The organism is Nonomuraea turcica (genome assembly GCF_030718205.1).
Lineage (GTDB): Bacteria > Actinomycetota > Actinomycetes > Streptosporangiales > Streptosporangiaceae > Nonomuraea.
This window is the reverse complement of sequence record NZ_JAUZQF010000002.1, coordinates 683,320-705,258: the sequence shown is the minus strand read 5'-3', so window position 1 is coordinate 705,258 and position 21,939 is coordinate 683,320. Positions and strand designations below refer to the sequence as shown.

Sequence of the window (21,939 nt, the reverse complement as noted above, 5' to 3'; positions counted from 1 at the left end):
CTCGGGCGTCGTCCGCGTGCTGGCAGGGCCGCGTTGAGCAGCCTGGCCCACGTTCGATGACGTGGTGACATGGAAACCCTTTCCTGACCGGGGGGACGTCAGGCAAGGCGCGCGCCGCCGCGCTGTTGCCACTTGGTGGTAGCGGGTATTGCGGGTGCTGGAGGGTGCCGTCTCCAGGTCTGTGGGGGCCGTCAGTAAGGTGCCGGCCTGGGTGGTGAATCCATGATCGTCGTCGGGTCGTCGATGATGTCGCTGACCACCATGCTCGCGGCGCCGCGGGAGGCGGCGCCGAAGCCGAGCGTGGAGGCGACGAATCGGCACTGGGCGGCGGGAGCGGCCACCATGAGCCGTTGCAGCTGATCCTGCGCGTGTGGCAGCAGCCACTGGGCCAGCGAGGCGAAGTAGCCGCCGATGACGATCACTCGCGGGTTGAACAGGTTGGCCAGGATCGAGCCGCCGAGCCCGAGCCACTCGCCGACCTGTGCCACCGCCGTCATCATCCGCTGGTCGCCCGAGGCCAGGCCCCTGGCGATGTCGGCCACCCGTTCGCCGGGGTCGGGCACCGGCATGCCGGGCAGCCCGTACGCCTGCTCCGGCATGGCCGCGCGGACGAGCGCGGCCAGGCCGACCTTGGTCTCCCAGCAGCCGATGCGGCCACAGCCGCACTGGGTGCCGTTCGGGTCCACCTGCAGATGCCCGACCTCACCGGAGAATCCGTCCGCTCCGCGCAGGAGTTCGCCGCCCAGGATGATGCCCCCGCCGACGCCGACCTCGCCCGTGAGGTACACCAGGTAGGGCGTGCCGGCGGCGACGCCGGAGGTGTATTCGGCCAGCGCGGCGAGGTTCGCGTCGTTGTCCACCCGGACCGGCACGCGCAGCGGGCCGAGTACGGAGCTCAGCTGGTCGGCCAGGGGCAGCTCGTGCCAGTAGAGGTTCGGCGCGAGCGTCACGACGCCGCGGGTCACGTCCACGAGCCCGGGGACGGCCACCGCGATGCCGGCGGGGACCGCGCCGGCTCGCCGCATCGCCTCCACGGCCTCCTTGGCCACGAGCCCGAGCCGGCGTACGGAGCTGTCCGGGCCGCTACCCATGGCGTCGTAGACGACCCGGCGCTCGACCAGGACCCGGCCGCTGAGGTCGGTGCCGTGGACCGCGATGTAGTCGACGTTGATCTCCATGCCCAGGGCGCCGACGTGCGCTCCGTGCAGCGCCACCGCCCGTCTGGGGCGTCCGACCGCCCCCACGTGCTCGACGCCGACCTCGCGTACCAGGCGCCGTTCCAGGAGCTCGGCCATGAGGTTGGAGACGGTGGCCCGATGCAGCCCGGTCGCCTCGGCGATGTCGGCGCGGGACAGGGACGTGTGGTCGCGCAGTTCGCGCAGCACCAGCGACAGGTTCGCCCGGCGCAGCGCGGCGGGACCCGCCGGCGGAGCGCTGCCCGGAGCGCGGTTGGGCGGCTTGTACGTCATGCGCACCACCTGCCCCTTTGTTTGTCTCCGAGATCAATTAATCGGAGTTGTAACACGCGGATGTCCGGCCGTGCACCCCTCACGTTCGTAACGAGTTGGCATCGCTGATCTCCGTGCACTTCAGCGGCTATGCCGGTGCCAGTTATCGGAACGTTACGCAACTTGCAACCGATTTCAGCCTTGTGTCCTCAGAAGTCGCACCCTTTAATTCGGCTAGCCATCCGCACTAATCGAGGAGGAGCGTGGACCACAACCGGGCCGACAGCCACGCGACCGACTCGACGAGTCGCGGCGGATCCGCGGGAGCCCCCGCGGACCAGGCCACCGTGCGCCGCTCCAACCTCGCCCTCGTGCTGCGTCACGTGAGCGCGTGCGGTCCGTGCTCCCGGTCGGCCGTCGCTGTCGCGACCGGCTTGAACAAGGCCACCGTCACCAGCCTGGTGAACGAGTTACAGGCGCGCGGGCTGGTCAAGGAGATGGGGCCGCAGTACGAGGGCTCCGTCGGCCGCCCGGGTGTCGCGTTCGCCCTGGATGGCTCCCGGGTCGGCGCCCTGGGCGTGGAGGTCAACGTCGACTACATCGCCGCGATCGCCACCGACCTGGCCGGAAGAGTGCTCATCGACCGGCGCATCGGTTTCGACGCCATGGGCTCCGGCCCCGAACGCTCACTGGACGAGCTGGCCCGCATGGTGGAGAGGACCGTCGCCGACCTCGACCGGCTCGGGGTCACGCCGGCCGGGATCACTGTGGCCGTCCCCGGCCTGATCGACACCACCACCGGCACCGTCGTCGTCGCCCCGAACCTCGGCTGGCGCGGGGAGGCGGTGGCCGAGCGGCTGTCCCAAGCGGACATCGCGGGGGACATCCCCATCGCGGTGGACAACGACGCCAACCTCGCCGCCCTGGCCGAGTACACCTCGGGCGTCGCGGCGGGCACCTCCGACCTGGTCTGCCTCACCGGCGAGGTGGGTGTCGGCGGCGGCGTCATCTCCGGCGGCCGGCTGCTGGGCGGGGCGGACGGTTTCGCGGGAGAGGTCGGCCATGTCATGATCGATCCGTCTGGCGAGCGGTGCCGCTGCGGCCGCGTCGGCTGCTGGGAGACCAAAGTCGGGCTGGCCGCGCTCGTCCGCATGGCCACGCCCGACCGCGCGTACGGCACGGGCCCGCAGGTCGTCCGCGACCCGGAGGAGCGGCTGGCCGAGATCGAGCAGCGCCGAGCCGAAGGAGATCCCCGCGTCGACGCCGCCGTCGCGGAGGTGGGCCGGTGGCTCGGGATCGGAGCGGCCATGCTGATCAACCTCTTCAACCCACGGGTGATCGTGCTGGGCGGCTACTTCGCCCGGCTCGCCGACCCGCTCATCCCCGCGGCACAGCAGGAGCTGGCACGCATGGGCATGAGCGACGCCGTCGAGCGCTGCCGGTTCGCCGCCTCCGACCTCGGCTTCGGCGCCGCCTCACGCGGAGCGGCCGGAGTCGTCGTCGAACGAGCACTGTCCGACCCCACCAGCATCTCCATCCGAATGTCTCCGGCCATCGGGGTTATCGAGGGAACCCCGATGGCCTGGTCGCCCCACTCACCCTGACCCGCGCGCCCGCCACGCGGTCCCGACCCGCCCCACCCCTGAACACCCCCCGTCCGCCTGACCGCCCCGTTCCGCACCGTCTCGGCACATTCCGCGTGCCGCGGCCATGACGTATGACGTATGCCGTCTCGCGGACGGGCACCGTCGTGCCCTTACCCTGCCGTGCCTTTTCTGCCCAGTGCCCTTTTCCACCCAGAACGTCCCGCCCGCCTGATCGGCCGTCCGAGCCGCACCGGCACCGTTGACGCCGACCTCGGTGCTGCCGCGGTGGTGCCAACCGGCGCCGTCAGGCGGGCGGGGCACGCCACACCGAACCGAGAGAGGCCCCTGTGCCGCGGTCACCATCCGACTCCTCATCCCTGCTCGTGATGCGGGGAATCGTCAAGCAGTTCCCCGGCGTGCGCGCTCTGGACGGCGTGGACCTGGAGGTCAAAGCCGGAGAAGTGCACTGCCTGCTCGGCCAGAACGGTGCCGGGAAGTCCACGCTCATCAAGATCCTGTCCGGAGCCCACGAACCCGACGAGGGCGAGGTGCTGCTCGACGGCTCGCCCGTACGGCTGGCGCCGCCGACAGCGGCGATGCGCCACGGAATCGCCACCATCTACCAGGAACTCGATCTGGTGGACGGGCTGAGCGTGACGGAGAACATCTTCCTCGGCCACGAGCTGGCGACCTTCGGATTCTCCCACCGGGCGGAGGCCGACCGGGCGACGGCCGAGCTGCTCCAGCGGCTGGGGCACGGCGAGATCCGCCCCCGCACCGAGGTGGGCTGGCTGTCGCCGGCGCATAAGCAGATCGTCAGCATGGCCAGGGCGCTGTCGCACTCGGCCCGGCTGATCATCATGGACGAGCCGTCGGCTGCGCTCGACCACGACGAGGTCGGCAACCTGTTCCGGGTGATCCGCGACCTCACCTCCCAGGGCGTGGCGGTGATCTACATCTCCCATCGGCTGGAGGAGATCCGCGAGATCGGCGACCGGGTCACCGTGCTGAAGGACGGGCGCACGGTCGCGGTGGGGCTGGCGGCCAAGGACACCCCGACCTCGCAGATCGTGGCGCTGATGACCGGCCGCAACGTCGAGTACGTCTTCCCGCCCCGATCGGGCAGGGACGCCCATGAGGGGCGGCCCGAGGTGCTGCGGGTGGAGAACCTGACACTGCCCGGCCGGTTCGCGGACGTGTCGTTCAGCATCAGGGCCGGGGAGATCGTCGGACTGGCCGGCCTGGTCGGCTCCGGCCGCAGCGAGATCATCGAGGCGATCTACGGCGCGCGGCGAGCCGGCGGCCGGGTCGTGCTCGACGGGAAGACCCTGCGGCCGGGCAGCACGACCCGCGCGGTGCGGATGGGCATGGGCCTGGCCCCCGAGGAGCGCAAGGCGCAGGCGTTGCTGCTGGACCACTCCGTCGCGCAGAACATCACGCTGGCGAGCCTGAGCCGCTACACCAAGCCGAGGTGGCTGGGCTGGCTCGACCGCCGGACCGAGTTCGCCGAGGCCCAACGGCTGTCGGAGGCACTGGACATCCGTCCGCCCGATCCGCGCCGGCCGATCAGGACCCTGTCGGGCGGCAACCAGCAGAAGGCGGTGCTGGGACGCTGGCTGGCTGCCGAGGACCGCAAGTTGCTGTTGCTGGACGAGCCCACCCGCGGTGTGGACGTCGGCGCCCGCGCCGAGCTGTACGCGCTGGTGCGCAAGCTGGCCGACGACGGCATCGGGGTGCTGCTGGTGTCCAGCGAGGTGCCCGAGGTCCTCGGCTTGGCCGACCGGGTGCTGGTCATCCGCGAGGGCCGGGTCGTCCATGAGGCGCCGGCCGAGGACCTGGACGAACACCGGGTGCTCGACTTGGTGATGGTCTCCGCAGGACAGCCGCCCGGGTCCGAGGTTGCACATCCCCTCTCCGAAGGAGCATTCCATGACTGAGGTCGATCAGGCCGCGCCGGCCGGTCCGCGTATGAAGGCGGCGGGACCTGGCGGGCGGTTCGGCCCGCTGGGCGAGGTCCGGCACCTGGGGCTGGTCGCGGCGCTGGTCCTGCTGGCGATCGTGGGACTGGTGACGAGACCGGAGAACTTCGCCACCTCCTCCAACTTGGTGAGCATCCTGGCGCTGGCCTCGACCATCGGGGTCATCACCGTCGGCATGACGTTCGTGATCATCGGGGGCGGCATCGATCTGTCGGTGGGCGCGCTGATGGCGTTGGCGTCGGTGTGGGCGACCACGCTGGCGACCCAGTCCTACGGGCCGGTCGTGATGATCGTGTGCGCGGTGCTGGTGGGCACCGGCGCGGGCCTGCTGAACGGGTTCTTGATCGCCTATGGCCGGATGGTGCCGTTCATCGCGACGCTGGCGATGATGGTGGCGGGGCGCGGCCTGGCGCAGCGGATGTCCGACCAGCGCACGCAGCTGGTGCAGCCGGACAACTCGATGATCGTGAGCCTGTCGACCACGCGGGTGCTCGGGCTGCCGCTGCTGGTGTACGTGTTCGCGCTGGTGGTGCTGGTCGGCTGGCTGCTGCTCAACCGCACGACGTTCGGCCGGCGCACCTACGCGGTGGGCGGCAACCCCGAGGCGGCCCGCCTGGCCGGCATCGACGTGCGCAGGCACACGCTGATGCTGTACGCCCTGTCGGGGTTGTGCTGCGGCATCGCCGCAGTGCTGATCATGGCCAGGACCACGACCGGGTCGTCCACGCACGGCGACCTGTACGAGCTGGACGCGATCGCCGCGGTGATCATCGGCGGGACTCTGCTGAGCGGCGGCCGGGGCACGATCATCGGGTCGATCCTCGGCCTGCTGATCTTCACTGTGATCACCAACCTGTTCATCCTGAACGGCCTGAACACCGCCGACCAACTCGTCGCCAAGGGCGCGATCATCGTCGCCGCCGTGCTGCTGCAGCGGCGAAGCCTCAGAACACACACCTGACACCAGAGCCGGATGGTCACCTTTCCGGCTTCAGCAAGGAGAGAACAGATGGACAAGAACGTCGCCCGGCGCGGCTTCCTCTTCAGCGGCGCCGCCCTCGGCGCGGGCGCCCTCGTCAGCGCCTGCACCAGCAACGAGCCGGCCGCCACCCCGCAGGCGAGCGGGCCGGCCGCCGCTCCCACGGCGAACAGCGGCAACGACGCCCCCGGCGAGAAGGTCGTCATCGGCTTCTCGGCCCCGGCCGCCGACCACGGCTGGATTGCCGCCATCAGCAAGAACGCGGCGGAGGCGGCCAAGCAGTACTCCGACGTCGAGTTCAAGCCGGTCGAGCCGACCAACGACATCAACCAGCAGATCTCGGCGGTGGAGTCGCTGATCCAGGCGAAGGTCAACGTGCTGGTGATCCTTCCGAACGACGGTCAGCAGCTCAACCAGGTCGCCCGGCAGGCCATGGACGCGGGCGTCCCGGTGGTCAACGTGGACCGCGTCTTCCCGGACAAGCTGTCGTACCGGGCCTGGATCGGGGGCGACAACTACGGCATGGGCGTGGCCGCCGGCCACCACATCGGGAAGAAGCTGAAGGACAAGGGCGTCTCCAACCCGGTCATCCTGGAGATTCAGGGCATCGCCACGCTGCCGCTGACCCAGGACCGCAGCAAGGGCTTCGCCGACGCCTTGAAGACGTACGGTTTCGCCGTGACCGCGCAACAGGACGCCAAGTTCACGGTGGAGTCCGGCACGCAGGTGGCCAGCAACCTGCTGCAGGCGCACAAGAAGATCGACGCGATCTGGAACCACGACGACGACCAGGGCATCGGCGTGCTGGCCGCGATCAAGGAGGCCGGCCGGGACGAGTTCTTCATGGTCGGCGGCGCGGGCTCGGCCAACGCGATGCGTGACATCCAGGCCGACAGCGGCGTGCTGAAGGCCACCGTCACTTATCCTCCGACCATGGCCGCCTCGGCGATCAAGATCGCCCGGCTGATCGCTCAGGGCAAGGGCATGAGCGACCTGCTGGAGCAGCAGGTCCCGCAGTCGATCACCCTGGCCTCGGAGACCATCACCAAGGACAACGCCGCCCAGTACCTGCCCCTCGGGTTCGAGTCATGAGCCCCGTCATCGGGATCGGCATGGTCGGCTACGCGTTCATGGGCCGTGCCCACTCCCAGGCGTGGCGCAGCGTGGACGCGTTCTTCGACCGCGACGACGTGCAGATCATCGACATCTGCACGCCCGGCGACTCACACGCCGAGATCGCCGTCGCGCCGGCCCGGCGGTTCGTCGAAGAGGGCAGGCTCGGCGAGATCCGGCACGTACGGGCGCACTATCTGCAGAACTGGATCGTCGACCCGAAGTCCCCCCTGGTATGGCGGCTGCAGAAGGACGAGGCCGGATCCGGAGGCGACCCGCTTCGCGCCCGGGCACAAGAACGCGCTGCGCATCGAGATCAACGGAGCCCTGGGCAGCGCGCCCTTCGACTTCGAGGCGATGAACGACCTGTGGTTCCACGACCTCGAGGACGGTCTGCGGGTGCAGCCGATGCCGGAGGCCGTCGAGCAGAGCGCGGCTGAGGGCAGCCGCTTCACGACTGTGGAGGATTTATGACGAGACCGGTCACGTTGTTCACCGGGCAGTGGGCGGACCTTCCGTTCGAAGAGGTCTGCCGGCTGGCTTCTGAATGGGGCTACGACGGCCTGGAGATCGCCTGCTGGGGCGACCACTTCGAGGTCGACAAGGCCCTCGCAGACGACTCCTACATCGAACGCAAGAAGGAGACCCTGGCCAAGTACAACCTCGGGGTGTGGACGATCTCCAACCACCTGGTCGGCCAGGCGGTCTGCGACCATCCCATCGACGAGCGCCACAAGGGCATCCTGCCCGCCCGCATCTGGGGCGACGGCGAACCCGAAGGCGTACGGCAGCGCGCCGCCGAAGAGATCAAGAACACCGCCCGAGCGGCGGCCGCGCTCGGCGTCACGACCGTCGTCGGCTTCACCGGCTCGTCGATCTGGCACACGCTGGCGATGTTCCCGCCGGTGCCCCCGTCGATGATCGAGGCGGGGTACGCCGACTTCTCCGACCGCTGGAACCCGATCCTCGACGTCTTCGACGAGGTGGGTGTGCGCTTCGCCCACGAGGTGCACCCCAGCGAGATCGCCTACGACTACCACACCACGGTGCGCACGCTGGAGGCCATCGGGCACCGGCCGGCCTTCGGCCTGAACTGGGACCCCTCGCACATGGTGTGGCAGGACCTGGACCCGGCGAACTTCATCCTCGACTTCGCCGACCGGATCTACCACGTGGACTGCAAGGACGCCCGGGTGGCCACCCGCGACGGACGGCGCGGCCGCCTGTCTTCCCACCTGGCCTGGGCCGACCCCCGGCGCGGCTGGGACTTCGTGTCCACCGGCCGGGGCGACGTGCCGTGGGAGGCGTGCTTCCGGGCGCTCAACCACATCGGCTACGACGGCCCGATCTCCATCGAGTGGGAGGACGCGGGCATGGACCGGCTGCACGGCGCACCGGAATCCCTCGCCTACATCCGCTCGCTCAACGCCATCACCCCGCCAGCCGCCGCCTTCGACGCCGCCTTCTCCTCCGAATAACGCAAAACGCGCCGGGCGGCGGCCGCGTCGTGGCCGCCGCCCGCCAGAAACCGACCCGCCGTGGACATCTCGCCGTGGGCATCCCCCGTCCCGGCGAACCATCGCGAGAGGAGACAGATGAGAACCGGAGTATGGCTGATCGGAGCACGAGGATCGGTCGCGGTCACCAGCATGCTCGGGGCGCTGGCGGTCCGGGCGGGCCTGGCCGAACCGACCGGGTGCGTCCTGGAGTCGCCCGAACTGCACAGCGACGCCCTCCCGGGCATCGGGGACCTGGTCTTCGGCGGCCACGGAACCAAGGCTTCCTCGGAGCCCGCATGCGCATGGAGTTCACCTGGCACGGCTGCGACTCGGCTCTGGCCGCGCCGCTGGTCCTGGACCTGGCGCGGCTGACCGCGGCCGCTCACCGGGCCGGGCGCACGGGCCCGCTCCCCGAACTGGCCTTCTTCTTCAAGGATCCCCTCGGAGAGGTACCGCACGGGCTGGCCGAGCCGGCCGCGCCACTGTCTGCCGAGTGCTGGACCGGGCGGCCAACGCGATGCCCAGCTCGACCGATACCGCGAGCGGAGGTGAGTGACGTGTCAAAGCCGGGAATCCGCAATGATGTGGACCGAGATCGGCTGAGCATGAATCCGGCTTTCCGCGTGGCGGTGTGATGAGATCCGACGTGTTCCTGGCCGACTGCCCAGCCCGTACCACCTTGAATCTGGTGGCCGACACCTGGTCTGTCGTCGTCGTGTTCGGGCTGGGGCGCGGACCGCTGCGCTATACCGAACTGCGCGACCGGATCGGCGGAATCAGTAACAAGATGCTGACCCAGACTCTGCGCAAACTGGAGCGCGGCAACCTCGTGGAGCGGCGAACCCTTCGCACCGCGCCAGCCGGCGTGGAGTACCGTCTGAGTCCCCTCGGCGAGAGCCTGCTCGGGCCGGTCTCCGTGCTCGCCCGGTGGGCCGAGGAGCACGCCGCCGAACTCGGAGACGCCGACAGCGGCTGACCTCCGTGGAGAACCATACGGTTCCCCACGGCTCCCTAACGTTGCCACCATGAAGATCGGAAGCAGTGACCTGGAAGTGTCCCCGCTGTGTCTGGGGGGCAACGCCTTCGGCTGGACCGCCGACGAGGACGCCTCATTCGCCGTACTGGACGCCTACACCGAGGCGGGCTGCAACTTCATCGACACCGCCGACATGTATAGCCACTGGATACCTGGCGGAAGCGGCGGCGAATCGGAGAGGATCATCGGCCGCTGGATGAAGGCCCGCGGCAACCGAGACCAGATGGTGATCGCAACCAAGGTGGGCGCCTTGCCGGGCCTGGACAACCTGGCGCCGCAGACGATCCGGCGCGGCGCCGAGGATTCGCTGCGACGGCTGGGGACCGACCACATCGACCTCTACTACGCGCACGTGGACGACCCCGGCACTCCGCTTGCCGAAACACTTGGTGCGTTCGACGCACTGGTGCGGGCCGGTCTGGTCCGGCACATCGCGGCGTCCAACATCACCGCGAACCGGCTGTCAGCGGCATGGGAAATCTCGGCACGCGACGGGCTGGCGCCGTACGTCGCCCTGCAAGCGGAGTACAACCTGGTGCAGCGCGAAGGCTATGAACGGGATCTGGCGCCCACCGTCACCCGGACTGGGCTGGCCTGCCTGCCTTATGTCGCGCTGGCACGCGGGTTCCTCACCGGGAAGTATCGCCCCGGCGGTCCGCACGTGAACAGCCCCCGTGCCGACCGGGCACGCGCTCACCTCGAGGGCAACGGTCCCGCTGTGCTGGTGGCCCTGGACGAGGTGGCCGCCGCGCACCAGACCCCGATCGCCGCAGTCGCGCTCGCCTGGCTGGCCGCCCAGCCCACCGTGGCTACCCCTCTGGCTGGCGCCCGCAACCCGGGCCAGCTCGCTGACCTGCTCCCGTTCCTGACGCTACGGCTGACCACCGACGAAATCACCCTGCTGGACAAGGCCAGCGCCTGGACCTAGCAGCATCATCGTTGCGCCTCGATCGCCCCACGACCAGCCACTTGCGAGGTGGTCGCCATCCTGGCTGACGGCGAAGTCGGCCACCGAGCCCTGGACCACCGGGTCCTTGCCGTAGTCCCGGAGCTTCGTCAGGCTCGCCAGGTCCAGGGACTCGAACCCGCGCGAGAATGCCAGGACGGCTGTGGAGCCGTCCGGGGTGACGGCGACGGCCGGCCGGGAGCTGGTGGCCGGGTCGTCCCCGTCGATCGGTGGACAGCAGGGTGTTTCCTGCGGCGGCGACCAAGTCCTATCCCACCCAGCCGGGGGCCTGCGCCCGCAGGAGCCGGCGTAGCCACATCGCGGTGCCGCCGCCCACCATTTTCTCCACCGGAGGCGGCAGGTGGGCGGCGAGAGAGGCGTAGCTGATCGCTTGGTTCAGCGCGCACAGTGGCGCGGCCAACTTCCAGGCGGCCCGCAGCCTTTCAGGCGAGTCGAAGTCCGCCCAGCGCGCCAAATACCCGTCGAGCGCACTGCCGCCGGGCTGGAAGAATTGGCTGCTCAGGTCGAGGAACGGGTGCGCGATTGCGGCATCCGTCCAGTCAAAGAACAGGTAGCCGAGCGGCCCCCGCGCCACGTTGCCCAGATGCAGGTCCCCGTGGACCAAGGAGTACGGCACAGCGAAGCCGGTCAGCTTCGCGCACGCGGCCATCAGCCCGGGCATGGACTCGCGCAACTGGGCGGCCTCCTCAGGCGTCACCCAGGTGGCCGGATCGCACCAGGCCGGCGGTGCGGCATGATCCACCTCGCCGAGCCACGTGATCTGCCCGGACAGCCACGGCAGGCGGCGATCGAGGCACCCGGCGCTCCGCAGCTCCGGCACCCGCTCGACTGACTCCACCTGGAGAGCTGCGTAGGAGCTCAGCATCTCAGCGTTGACCTCGTCGGACGCGTGTCGGATCGCCGGGCCGAAGTCGGCGAGTGCGAGCAGCCGCCTGTCGCCGTGGTGCCCGAGGACGGCGGGCACCTGAGCGGGGAAGAGCTTGTCCAGGACGGCGGTGACTGCTCCCTCGTCGGCGAAGAGCGGGGTGGCGACGGAAGACTTGACGTAGACGTCGCCGTGCGGCGTGGCCGCCCGCAGCACCGCGGACAGATCCCAGAGACGCACCTGCTCAAGCCGGTCGTCGAGGTCGAGCCCGAGGTCCGCGCTCAGCCACTCGGCCACGCCGTCGATCCATCGCGGATCCGTCCATGGCGGGCCACCGTCGAGGCCGGCCTCGACGGCACTGACCCAGGTGGCTGGTTCGGCGTGCCGGTCGCCGCGTCCTGCGCCGCTCAGCGGCCTTTGCGGAGGGACGTTTCCGCCCGTGCGCGGCGTGGCGACGAGGGTGCACCGGATGATGCGTGCCGTCTCGTCCGTCTCCGCCCCGCTCAGCCGGAGCACGGCGGCGTCGATCCCGGTCTGCTTGCGCAGGGCCGCCAGCGCCTGCCCGGGCTTGTCGGGCTCGACCCTTCCGACCAGCTCGGTCTTCAGTACCAAGACCCGGGTGTCATCGTCCCAGACGATCAGCCAGTCGATCCGCGTGTGCCACTCGGTCTCGGTCATCGGCTGCGACGGAGTCCGACGCGCTGCGGTGCGCCATGGTCGTGCAGGATGTCGAAGCTGATGATGACGGTGCGGGGCTCTTGCCTCGCGGCCAGCGGCCGTGGGTGCTTGTCAGCCACAGGTCTCCTGTCGGGTCGCGAAGGGCAAAACCGGCGTGGCGGCGGCTCACGATGGTTTGATGATGTGGAGGTCTTCGGGTTTCGCGTGGCCGCCGATGACCGTGTTGTAGATCTTTTGCAGGGCGTCTGGCCCGGTGTGTTCGCAAATGCGCAGCCACGTCGACGCGGCGACGAAGTCGCGCATCGCGGTGTCCATGCGTTGGAGCAGCTCGGTGCCGCCGATGCCGGCGGACAGGCTGCGGACCCGCTCGGGTGCGAAGAACAGTGTGGGCGTGGGACCGGGCAGGTCACCGCCGTGTGCGGGCGCGTCCCAGTGGGTGGCTCCGACGATGATGCTGTGAGTGAGATGGTGCGCGAATCGCTGATGCACCGCGGCGACCACATCGGGATTGCCGGCGAAGTCGACGAAGGCCACGGGGCCATGGAGGTTCTGATCGGCGATCGCGTCGTAGGAGACGAGGTGGTGATAGAGCCCATGCCGGGTCAGTGCAGCGACCTTGTCGGCCGCGGTCAGGCCGACCACGGGGATCTGGCGGCGGTGCAGCAGCCAGGCCAGTCCCATCGCGGTCTTGCTGGAGGCGCTGGAGAGCACGACCGTGGTGGGTGCCGCCTGAGCCGGTTCCGCCTGGGATAGGTCGTGGTCGAGCAGGTAGGCGGTGGAAAACAACGGCCGCCACACGGCTCGATGGTTGTCGAAGGGATCAGCCGGCATCGCGGTGTAGGTGTTGTAGGTCGCCGACCCTTCGGCGCGGTGTGCCGCGGTGTCGACGTACGCCCGATCAGGTACGTCGGCGCGAGCGGTGCCGGGCGTCAGCCGCATCGTGACGTGAGTGGACATCGGCAGGTAGCCGTACACCCGGAGGCCTTCTGCGACGCCCGGCGCGCGCGAGCGCACCACCCGGGCGAATCCCCAGCAGGGCAGCCGGCCCCAGCCGTGCGGAGCTGGAAAGAACCGCCAGTAACCGAAGCTGTCGCCAACCCTTCCATAGGTGATGTTGTTGCTGGTGAGGGCGAATCGTTCGACCTCCAGCAGAACCTCACCGTCTACCAGCTCTGGTGCCGGCATCGGTCGTACCTCGGTCTTACTCAGATCATCTCGGGCGGTGAGCAGATCCCACATGGTGACTTCTCCTTGACTCGATGGGTGCCGCAATGGCGTAAGGAATGCATGGGCGGCTGCGGTTTTCTCTCTCGATGCAGGCGGAGTACGTCGCCGCCGCGGAAGCGGTGCCCGAAGCGGGCCCGGGTGCGACGGAACAGGAAGGTGTGCACCCTGGCGGCGTTGCGGCCGGTCCAGGTGAGCACGCTCGCCCGGGTGATTACGGCCGATCCGCCGGGGACACGTGATGGAAGGTACGCCGCTCGGCGCGGGCGAAGCGCCGGGCGAGCACTCTGCCGACGGCGCGCAGGACGGGACCTCCCGGCATCAGGCGCACGGCGTGCGCGGGGAGCCCGTGCAGGATCCAGCCGAGCACCGCGGGGATGTCACGCGGACTGTATTGGGCGCCGAAGTGCTCCTTGTCGAGGCGCTCCCAGTCGTGCTGGGTCAGGTGGGCCTGGACGAGTGCCATCGCGTCGCGCTCTTCGTGGGCGAGGTGCGCCAGCAGCAGGTCGCGCAGCTCGGCGGTGTGCCCGGCGAGATCTCGGCGCACCTGGGCGTCGCCGACGCGGGCGAGCGTGGCGAATCCGGTGTCGCAGGCGTGGAGCAGGGGGTCGATGTGCTTGTGCTCGGCGGACATGGCGGCCAGCACGGCGCCCGCCTCGGCGCCGCGGGCGCGTTCTAACAGCAGCGGCCACAGCCCGGTGTCTTCACCCAGGTGGTGCTTGTGCAGGGTGCTGGAGAACAGCTGCCACCGGCGGCTGAGGCGGGTCCAGCACTGCCGGTCCTCGATCGGGGTGGCGGTGGTGGCGGCGGCGAACAGGTCGAGGTCCCGCCGGAAGGCGCGGTGCATGAGGTACATGCCCGCGACGTCGACGGGACCGGGCGGCGCGGCGGCCTGACCGGTGAGGAGCAACTGCCCGGTGTGGGGGGCGGTGGCGGGAGGGGAAGAGGCTGTCATGATCGCTCCTTTTGGGTTTAGTTGCTATAATATGAATTAAGTTGCGATAAAGTCAATCCATGACTGAGCGAAGGCGGGCGTACCACTCGGCCTTGCGTGCCGAGCAGGCGGAGCGCACGAGGGCGGCCGTGATCGCCGCCGCCACCGAATGCTTCGTCGGCCAGGGCTACGCGGAGACGACGATGAAGGACATCGCCGAGCGGGCGGGGGTCTCCGCGCCGACCGTGTACGCGCAGGGGAGCAAGGCGGCGCTGCTCCTTGCCGTGGTCGACGTGAGCATCGCCGGCGACGCCACTGCTGGGCCGCTGATACAGCACGACCGGTTCCGGCAGTTGCTCGATGAACGGGACAAGGAGAGAAAGCTACGCCTGATGGCGCGAATCGCGCAGGACTGGATTCCCCGGGTCGGGCCGGTGCTGCGGGTGTTCCGGGAGGCCGCGGCGGGCGATCTGGAGATCGCCGAGGCATGGGAGGACTACGAACGGCGCCGCTACACCGACTCCCGGGCCATCATCGAATCCTTCTCCAGCCTGCTGCGCCCGGGGCTGACCGTCGAACGTGCCACCGACATCTACTGGGCGACTTTCACCACTCACACGGCGGAGGCGTTCATGGCCGGCAGGAAATGGGAACTGCGCGAGTACGCCGACTGGCTGGCAGACGCGATGGACCGCCTCCTGCTCCGCTGACGCGGCGGACTGCCACTGCTCCGGTGACGCAGGAGCGATTCTTCGATGACGCGCGGCCCGCTATTTCGATGCCGCAACAACCCGGTTCTCGAGATCACCTACAACACCACGCCGAACGTGCCGGACCAGCGCTCGGCCGAGGTGGGCGCCAGTGCCGGCGTACCGTGCGCCACGGGCTCGGCCGCGCCCTACATCACGACGCTGACCCCGACGCTGCGGGCCAGGGTCAGCGACGCCGACGGCGGCAGGGGCCAGACCGTGCGAGGCTACTTCGAGTGGCACGTCACGGGCGGGGCCAAGATCGGCGAGCGGATCACCGCCTACGTCGGCTCGGGCACACCGGTGACCGCCCCCATCCCGGCAGACGGCCGGCGGTATTCCTGGCGGGTGATGGCCCAGGACGGGGGAGTGGGCCGCATGGGCGTGTTCACCTTCCGGCCGGGGGACACCGACATCGGCGGCTACCTGTACGCGCTCAACGACGACACCCCGGGCGCGGCACCTCACAAGCAACGATCAACTGCCCCCCTACGTCCTCAGCCTGCACTGGCTCCACACCTGGATCTGGGCCAGCCAGATGCTTGACACGGCCCCTGGCTCCGCTGTGTCCAGGTCCAGGAGCTGCGGCCCATCGCCATGACTTTCAGGCCAGTCTGATCACGTTCCAGGAGACCGGGGGCAGTACGACCGTCATCGTGTCGTGCTGGATGCCGGGGTTGGGGCGGGGCGCGATCCGGTCGGGGTCATCGGCGGTGTTGCGGGCGTAGACGTCGGAGTCGGTGAGTGTGGTGGCCTCGACGATGCGAGCCGCGCCGAGTGCCCGGGCGTCAATCCGCAGGGACAGCGGCTGATCCGTCGAGCGGTTGATCGCGAACAGGGTGGTCGCCTCGCCGTCGTGGGTGGCCACGGCGTGTAGTAGCGGCACCTCGCCGTACTCGGCCGTCTCGTACATGGGCGAGACCGGCTCGACGCGCAGCACGTCCCCGGCCGCCAGGCTGGAGGCCTGGGCGAACGGGTGGAACGTGGTCTGCCGCCACGCACGTCCCCCGGGCTCGGTCATGATCGGGGCGATCACGTTGACGAGCTGGGCAAGCGAGGCGGCGGTCACCCGGTCACTGTTGCGCAGCAGTGTGATGAGCAGGCCGCCGAAGGCCACCGCGTCGGCCAGGTGGTAGTGGTCCTCCAGCAGCGGCGGCGCGATCGGCCAGTCCACCGGCGGTGCGGCGTTCTGGAAGCGCGACAGGTACCAGATGTTCCACTCATCGAACGAAATGTTGATCTTCTTACGGGACTTGAGCCTCGCGCCGACGTGGTCGGCGGTGGCCACGACCGAGGAGATGAAATACTCCATGTCGGTCGCGCAGGCCAGGAAGCTGCCGAGGTCGCCGTCCTTTTCCTCGTAGTAGGCGTGGCAGGAGATGTAGTCCACCACGTCGTAGGTCTCCTCCAGCACCTCGGCCTCCCAGGCGCCGAAGGTCGGCATGGATGAGCTGGAGCTGCCGCAGGCCACCAGTTCCAGGCCGGGGTCCACCATACGCATGGCGCGAGCGGTCTCGGCGGCCAGGCGGCCGTACTCACGCGGGGTCTTGTGGCCGGTCTGCCAGGGGCCGTCCATCTCGTTGCCCAGGCACCACATCTTGATCCCGTGCGGCTCCTTGGCGCCGTTGGCGGCCCGCAGGTCGGACAGGGCGGTGCCGGACGGGTGGTTGCAGTATTCCAGGAGGTCCAGCGCCGCCTCGATGCCGCGGGTGCCGAGGTTGACCGCCATCATCGGCTCCACACCTGCCTTGACGCACCAGCGCACGAACTCGTCGATGCCGACCTCGTTGGTCTCGGTGCTGTGCCAGGCCAGGTCGAGCCGGCGCGGACGCCGCTCCCGCGGTCCGACGCCGTCCTCCCAACGATAGCCGGAGACGAAGTTCCCGCCCGGGTAACGGACCGTGGACACCCCGAGCTCCCTGGTCAGGTCCAGGACGTCACGCCGGAAACCGTCCTCGTCGGCCTTCGGGTGGCCAGGCTCATAGATGCCGGTGTAGACGCATCGGCCGAGATGTTCGACGAACGTGCCGAAAGTTCGCCGCCGGACCGGGGCCACGCGGAAGGCGGGATCGATCGTGAGGTGTGCGGTGTGCACTGCTTGAACTCCAGGTCAGGTTGGGAATCAGACAATTGTTAACGTTATCAACTCGTGCGTCAACGCTTGGACCGTGAATTTTGCTGGATACGTGGTGGATGTTGTGTCGTGATCGATCAGGCTGCATACCAACCACAGGCGATCAGCTGGTGCGCATGGTCAGTAGAACGCTGCTCCCCGCCCTGGCAGCGCCGGTGGGAGCGTCGCTGATATCGTTCTCAGAAGAGGTCGCAACGGGGAAGAGGGTCTGGTGGCAGGTATCCGGCGGGAGGGGCGTCCCGCGGTGATCGGTGATGTCGCGCGGCTGGCCGGGGTGTCCCCCCAGACGGTGTCGCGCGTACTGAACGAACGCCCCAACGTGCGCGAGGAGACGCGGAAGCGGGTGCTGGAGGCGATCCGGCAGCTCGACTACCGCCCCAACCTGATGGCGCGCGGCCTGGTCCGCCAGCAGGCGCACACGATCGGCGTGATCAGCTTCGACTCGGTGCTGTTCGGGCCCGCCTCCACGTTGCTGGGCATCGGCCGGGCGGCCCGGGCCGCCGGCTACGGTGTCACGATCGCCACTCCGGAGAGCTTCGACCGCGGCAGCATCGTCGACGCGATGGCCGACCTGGCGAGCCACACGGTGGCCGGAGTGATCACCGTGTTTCCCTCTCAGGTGGCGGCCACCAGCGCGCTGCTCAGCCTGCCCGCGGGACTGCCCGCCGTCGCGGTCGAGGCGGCCCCCGACGACTCGGTGCCGACCGTCCGCATCGACCAGGTGGAAGGCGTCCGGATGGCGGTCGAGCACCTGCTGCGCCTGGGGCATCCGACGGTGTGGCATATCTCGGGCCCGCGCGAGCGCATGGACGCCCAGGCCCGTATCGAGGCGTGGCGGGCGACGCTGGAGCAGGCGGGCCGTTCCGCCCCGCAGGTCGTGCCGGGCGATTGGAGCGCGGAGTCCGGATATCAGGCCGGGCTCGAGCTTGCCGAGCGCCAGGGCGTGACGGCGGTCTTCGCCGCCAACGACCACATGGCGCTCGGGCTGCTGCGTGCCTTCCACGAGCGCGGCATCAGGGTGCCGGAGGACGTGAGTGTCGTCGGGTTCGACGACATTCCCGAGGCCGGATATCTGATCCCGCCGCTGACCACGGTCAGGCCGGACCACGAGGAGGTGGGCCGCCGCTCTGTGGAGATGCTGCTGCGTTTGATCGACGGGCGGGACGGTGAGGCCGTACCCTGCGTGGTCCCGACGCTGGTGCGGCGGGCAAGCACCGCGCCGGTGCAGCGTTGATCACTGAATGCCCTCCTTCACGAGCGTCCACTGCTGACAGCCGCAGCCCGTGTCGCTCCACTGGTCGGCGATGGCGCCGTCGGCGGCGGAGTTCTGGTAGATCTCCAGGAGTTTGCCGCTGTTGGCGTTCGGGATCTTGTAGTAGCCCGTGTCGGTCGGTGTGAGCTGCCACGTCTGAGTGGCGTGGCCGGTGGCCCCCCACTGGACGGCCTGGGTGCCGTCGGCGGTCGAAGCCGAGGGGATCTCCAGCAGCTTGCCGCTGTTCTTGTTGGTGAAGGTGTAGGGGCCGGTCCCGGTGACGCGCCATATCTGGGCGGGGTGGTCGGTGTCGCCCCACTGGCCGGCGCCGGCGCCGTCGGTGGTCAGCGCCGAAAGGATCTCCAGGTACTTGCCACTGCTCCGGTTCACAAGCTTGAACTCGCCGCCCACTGCGGTGCCCGGGTGGTACACGTCGATGAAGTCCAGTTCGGCGTATGTGCCGTTGTAGGTGAACCTGATCGTGTTGGCGCCGGCGTTCAGCGACCTGGTGAGCTGGGCCCAGCGGTACCGTCCCCAATCCACGGTCGGCGGGTAGGAGAGGGTGGATGCGGAGCCGCCGTTGACACTGACCGCGTGGCCGCTGGTCGCGCCGGTGCCGTTGGCGTAGCGGACGTTGATCGTGTAGGTGCCGGCGGCGGGGACGTTGACATCGACCTGTACGTAGCTGTCGGAGAAGTTGATGTTGCCGACCTTCGATCCGTTGGAGGCATCGGCGTGGGAGACGAGCTGCGTGTTGTTACGGGTGGCGCGCTCGGCCTCGTAGTGGTCGGCGTTGAGCGGGATCGTGCCGACGCGGATGTCGTTGTAGCCGGTCGTGGTGTTCTCGACGTTGGTCGCCTGGTAGAGGGTCAGCCCGTCGGGGCTGGTGTCGAAGCCCTGGGCGAAGCCGGAGAAGTAGCCGCCCTGCGTGTCGGAGGCGTCGTAGGTCACGGCGTACGGCAGCCGTTCCCAAGGACCTTGGCCGAGGTTGTAGTTCACGAAGAAGTCCTGGCCGCCGTTGATGTTGCCGGAGCTGTCCAGGCCCCATTTGGCGGAGACGACCACCATGCCGTTCGGTCCTCCGGCGGACACCCAGCGCACGAACGGCGAGGAGCCCATGCCGCGCCCGTCGGCGAGCCTGATCGGGGTGCCCAGGCCACCGGGCCAGGTCAGGCCGTCGTCGGAGATCTTGTAGTAGTTGACGGCGGTGTTGAGGCTCTGGCTGGGCCGGTTGACGACCTCGTAGGCGGCGAGGTACTTGCCGTTCGGCAGCCGGGTCACGGTGATCATGCCGGGGCGGTCGCTGGAGTTGCCCACTGCGGCCACGTTGGTGACCGGGCCCCAGGTCAGGCCGCCGTCGGTGGATCGGCGGTAGACCACCGCCTGCAGGATGCCGGACGACTTCTGACGTTCGTCGGAGTAGTAGCAGACTAGGTTGCCCGAGGGGTCGAGGTTCAGCGAGGGTTCCCAGACCGTGGTGGTGGTGGAGGTGGGGCTCGGGTCGTAGACGGCCGGGCCGCCGGTGTCCACGGTGCTGTGGTAGGCCCAGGTGGCGCCCCTGTCGGTGCTCGTGTACAGCACGATCCTGCTGCTGGAGCGGTCGGCGGGCATGATCATCCCGGCCAGGATGATCGTTCCGGCAGCCAGCGCGCCCACCTGCTGCGGCAGCTCGTACAGGAAGGGCTGGGAGGTCAGGGTGAGGGAGGAGAAGGTCTGGCTGGGCACCACATTGGACAGGTGCGACCAGGTGGTGCCGCCGTCGGTGCTGCGGTAGATGGGGTAGACCTGCACGCCGTTGACGTAGACGAGCTGGTCATAGGTGACCAGCAGGGTGCCGTTGGCGCTGCCGTTGTTCTTCAGCGCGATGACCTTGGCGTAGGTGGTGCCCGCGGGGTCGAAGGAACTGCCGGCGGGCGGTGAGTAGACCAGGGCGCCGTTGCCGGTCGTCACCGCCTGGGCGGGGGCGGAGGGGATCAGCAGGGCGAGTAACAGCAGGAGGAGCAGGGACAAGCGCTTCAATGATCAGTCCTTTCGCTGGGCCGTCAGTGCTGTCCAGGACTCGGCGGGCAGGTGCAGGATGGTGGTGCCGTCGTCGGCGGGCGCGTACTGGGTGAAGGGCAGAGGGAGGCCGGAGCCGGTCGCGGTCAGCATCCAGGCGTCCTGGACCTTCAGAGTTCCTGGGCCCTCATGGCTCAGCCTCACCCGCACCGGCTCCGCGCTCCGGTTGGTGACGAACAGGGCCACCTCCCCGGCGTCCTCGTCATGGGTCGCGGCGGCGGCGACGGCGGGGACGTCACCGTGCCGCACAGTGGCGACCTCCGGCCCGGCGACCACCGTGTGGAGGCTCTGGCCGCGGGCCATGTGCGCGGCGAGCGCGAACGGGTAGAAGATCGTCTGCTTGCGAGCCGGACCGCCCGGCTGGGTGAGGATCGGTGCGCTCACGTTGACCAGCAGCGACTGGCAGCCGACGCGGACCCGGTCGGCGTGGTTGAGCAGCGCGACCAGCAGGTCGCCCGTCACCACCGCGTCCAGCGGGGTGTACTCGTGCTCGGTGAGCGGCATGGCCACGTCCGGCTCGCGAGCGGTGAGGTCCACGGAGGGGTCGCGGGTCCAGACGTTCCACTCGTCGCAGGACAGGCTGATGCGCTTCTTGTGGCCCAGCCGCGCCCCGACCGCGTCGGCGGTGGCGATCACGTCGCCGATGAACGCCTCCAGAGCCGCGCCCGAGCCAAGGTACCCCGCCCGCTCCCCGTCGTTGAGGTAGTAGGCGTGCAGGGACACATAGTCGGCCACGTCGTAGGCCTGCTCCAGGACCTCCGCCTCCCAGTAGCCGAAAGTCGGCATCTCCCGGTTGCTGCTGCCGCAGACCACCAGCTCGATGCCGGGATCGACGAGCTTCATCGCCTTGCCTGCCTCGCGGGCCAGCGCGCCGTACTCGCGGGCGCTGGTGTGCCCGATCTGCCAGGGCCCGTCCATCTCATTGCCGAGGCACCACAGGGGGACCTTGTACGGATCGGCGGTGCCGTTGGACCGGCGCAGGTCGGCCCAGCGGGTCCCCTCGCGGACGTTGCAGTACTCGACCAGGTCGGCGGCCGCCTGGATGCCGCGAGTGCCCAGGTTCACCGCCATCATCGGGGTCAGCCCGCCGCGTGCCGCCCAGCCGAGGAACTCGTCGGTGCCGACCTCGTTCGGCTCGATCCCCCGCCAGGCCAGGTCGAGAGTCCGGGGCCGCGCCTCGCGCGGGCCGATGCCGTCCTCCCAGCGGTAGCCGGAGACGAAGTTGCCGCCCGGGTAGCGCACCAGCGTGACGCCCAGCTCGCGGACCATGTCGGCCACGTCGCCGCGGAAACCGTACTCGTCCGCTGTGGGATGGCCGGGCTCGTAGATGCCGGTGTACACGCATCTGCCCATGTGCTCGACGAACGTCCCGAACAGCCGGCGGTCCACGGGGCCGCGGTGGAAGGAGGTGCTGAGCGTGATGTCAGCGGTGAGCAAT

The 21,939-nt window shown here is 69.4% G+C and carries 19 protein-coding genes; 12 read left to right on the top strand and 7 right to left on the bottom strand.

The window, feature by feature from the left end; all coding sequences use genetic code 11:
• Window positions 1–191: 191 nt before the first annotated feature.
• On the bottom strand, window positions 192–1,469 hold the full coding sequence (locus Q9G87_RS08650; protein ID WP_305915683.1) for an ROK family transcriptional regulator: 1,278 nt from the start codon (window positions 1,467–1,469) through the stop codon (window positions 192–194).
• Window positions 1,470–1,711: 242 nt separating this feature from the next.
• On the opposite strand from Q9G87_RS08650, the gene Q9G87_RS08645 reads away from it, so the two are divergent.
• The 9 genes from Q9G87_RS08645 to Q9G87_RS08600 all read left to right on the top strand — a co-directional run bounded on the left by Q9G87_RS08645 (window position 1,712) and on the right by Q9G87_RS08600 (window position 10,568).
• On the top strand, window positions 1,712–3,052 hold the full coding sequence (locus tag Q9G87_RS08645; RefSeq protein ID WP_305915682.1) for an ROK family transcriptional regulator: 1,341 nt from the start codon (window positions 1,712–1,714) through the stop codon (window positions 3,050–3,052).
• Between the two features lie 368 nt (window positions 3,053–3,420).
• Complete coding sequence (locus Q9G87_RS08640) at window positions 3,421–4,971, top strand: sugar ABC transporter ATP-binding protein (protein WP_305915681.1); 1,551 nt, start codon at window positions 3,421–3,423, stop codon at window positions 4,969–4,971.
• Window positions 4,964–5,974, top strand: a complete 1,011-nt coding sequence (locus tag Q9G87_RS08635; protein WP_305915680.1) for an ABC transporter permease — start codon at window positions 4,964–4,966, stop codon at window positions 5,972–5,974. Before Q9G87_RS08640 ends, Q9G87_RS08635 begins: the two co-directional genes overlap by 8 nt.
• Before the next feature lie 48 nt (window positions 5,975–6,022).
• Window positions 6,023–7,084 (top strand): ABC transporter substrate-binding protein, encoded by a 1,062-nt coding sequence (locus Q9G87_RS08630; RefSeq protein ID WP_305915679.1) that lies wholly within the window; start codon window positions 6,023–6,025, stop codon window positions 7,082–7,084.
• On the top strand, window positions 7,081–7,545 hold the full coding sequence (locus Q9G87_RS08625; protein WP_305915678.1) for a Gfo/Idh/MocA family protein: 465 nt from the start codon (window positions 7,081–7,083) through the stop codon (window positions 7,543–7,545). Before Q9G87_RS08630 ends, Q9G87_RS08625 begins: the two co-directional genes overlap by 4 nt.
• Window positions 7,546–7,575: 30 nt before the next feature.
• Window positions 7,576–8,583: a sugar phosphate isomerase/epimerase family protein gene (locus tag Q9G87_RS08620; RefSeq protein WP_305915677.1), complete on the top strand. Its 1,008-nt coding sequence runs from the start codon at window positions 7,576–7,578 to the stop codon at window positions 8,581–8,583.
• A gap of 117 nt (window positions 8,584–8,700) precedes the next feature.
• Window positions 8,701–8,976 (top strand): hypothetical protein, encoded by a 276-nt coding sequence (locus Q9G87_RS08615; protein WP_305915741.1) that lies wholly within the window; start codon window positions 8,701–8,703, stop codon window positions 8,974–8,976.
• A 262-nt stretch (window positions 8,977–9,238) separates the two neighbouring features.
• Window positions 9,239–9,580: a winged helix-turn-helix transcriptional regulator gene (locus tag Q9G87_RS08605; RefSeq protein WP_305915676.1), complete on the top strand. Its 342-nt coding sequence runs from the start codon at window positions 9,239–9,241 to the stop codon at window positions 9,578–9,580.
• Window positions 9,581–9,629: 49 nt separating this feature from the next.
• Window positions 9,630–10,568 carry an aldo/keto reductase gene (locus tag Q9G87_RS08600; protein ID WP_305915675.1) on the top strand — a complete coding sequence of 313 codons (939 nt, stop codon included), beginning with the start codon at window positions 9,630–9,632 and terminating at the stop codon, window positions 10,566–10,568.
• A gap of 286 nt (window positions 10,569–10,854) precedes the next feature.
• Here Q9G87_RS08600 and Q9G87_RS08595 read toward each other — a convergent pair whose 3' ends face one another.
• From Q9G87_RS08595 to Q9G87_RS08585, 3 genes are all read right to left on the bottom strand, one after another.
• Window positions 10,855–12,150 (bottom strand): phosphotransferase, encoded by a 1,296-nt coding sequence (locus Q9G87_RS08595; RefSeq protein ID WP_305915674.1) that lies wholly within the window; start codon window positions 12,148–12,150, stop codon window positions 10,855–10,857.
• Between the two features lie 165 nt (window positions 12,151–12,315).
• Window positions 12,316–13,389: a DUF2855 family protein gene (locus tag Q9G87_RS08590; protein WP_305915673.1), complete on the bottom strand. Its 1,074-nt coding sequence runs from the start codon at window positions 13,387–13,389 to the stop codon at window positions 12,316–12,318.
• Between the two features lie 199 nt (window positions 13,390–13,588).
• Window positions 13,589–14,329 carry a hemerythrin domain-containing protein gene (locus Q9G87_RS08585; RefSeq protein WP_305915672.1) on the bottom strand — a complete coding sequence of 247 codons (741 nt, stop codon included), beginning with the start codon at window positions 14,327–14,329 and terminating at the stop codon, window positions 13,589–13,591.
• 59 nt (window positions 14,330–14,388) lie between these two features.
• On the opposite strand from Q9G87_RS08585, the gene Q9G87_RS08580 reads away from it, so the two are divergent.
• Together Q9G87_RS08580 and Q9G87_RS08575 are read left to right on the top strand one after the other, a co-directional pair.
• Window positions 14,389–15,018 (top strand): TetR/AcrR family transcriptional regulator, encoded by a 630-nt coding sequence (locus Q9G87_RS08580; protein WP_305915671.1) that lies wholly within the window; start codon window positions 14,389–14,391, stop codon window positions 15,016–15,018.
• 45 nt (window positions 15,019–15,063) lie between these two features.
• Entirely contained in the window at window positions 15,064–15,603 is a 540-nt protein-coding gene (locus Q9G87_RS08575) for a hypothetical protein (protein WP_305915670.1), read from the top strand.
• Between the two features lie 58 nt (window positions 15,604–15,661).
• Here Q9G87_RS08575 and arfA read toward each other — a convergent pair whose 3' ends face one another.
• Window positions 15,662–17,152: an arabinosylfuranosidase ArfA gene (gene arfA / locus Q9G87_RS08570; RefSeq protein WP_305915669.1), complete on the bottom strand. Its 1,491-nt coding sequence runs from the start codon at window positions 17,150–17,152 to the stop codon at window positions 15,662–15,664.
• Between the two features lie 250 nt (window positions 17,153–17,402).
• Between arfA and Q9G87_RS08565 the strand changes: the two genes are divergently transcribed.
• Window positions 17,403–18,425 carry a LacI family DNA-binding transcriptional regulator gene (locus Q9G87_RS08565; protein WP_305915668.1) on the top strand — a complete coding sequence of 341 codons (1,023 nt, stop codon included), beginning with the start codon at window positions 17,403–17,405 and terminating at the stop codon, window positions 18,423–18,425.
• Here the strand turns inward: Q9G87_RS08565 and Q9G87_RS08560 are convergent, their stop codons facing one another.
• Window positions 18,426–20,462, bottom strand: coding sequence for an RICIN domain-containing protein (locus tag Q9G87_RS08560; protein WP_305915667.1), 2,037 nt, complete (start codon window positions 20,460–20,462; stop codon window positions 18,426–18,428).
• A gap of 3 nt (window positions 20,463–20,465) precedes the next feature.
• Window positions 20,466–21,938: an alpha-N-arabinofuranosidase gene (locus Q9G87_RS08555; RefSeq protein WP_305915666.1), complete on the bottom strand. Its 1,473-nt coding sequence runs from the start codon at window positions 21,936–21,938 to the stop codon at window positions 20,466–20,468.
• Window position 21,939 lies beyond the last annotated feature (1 nt).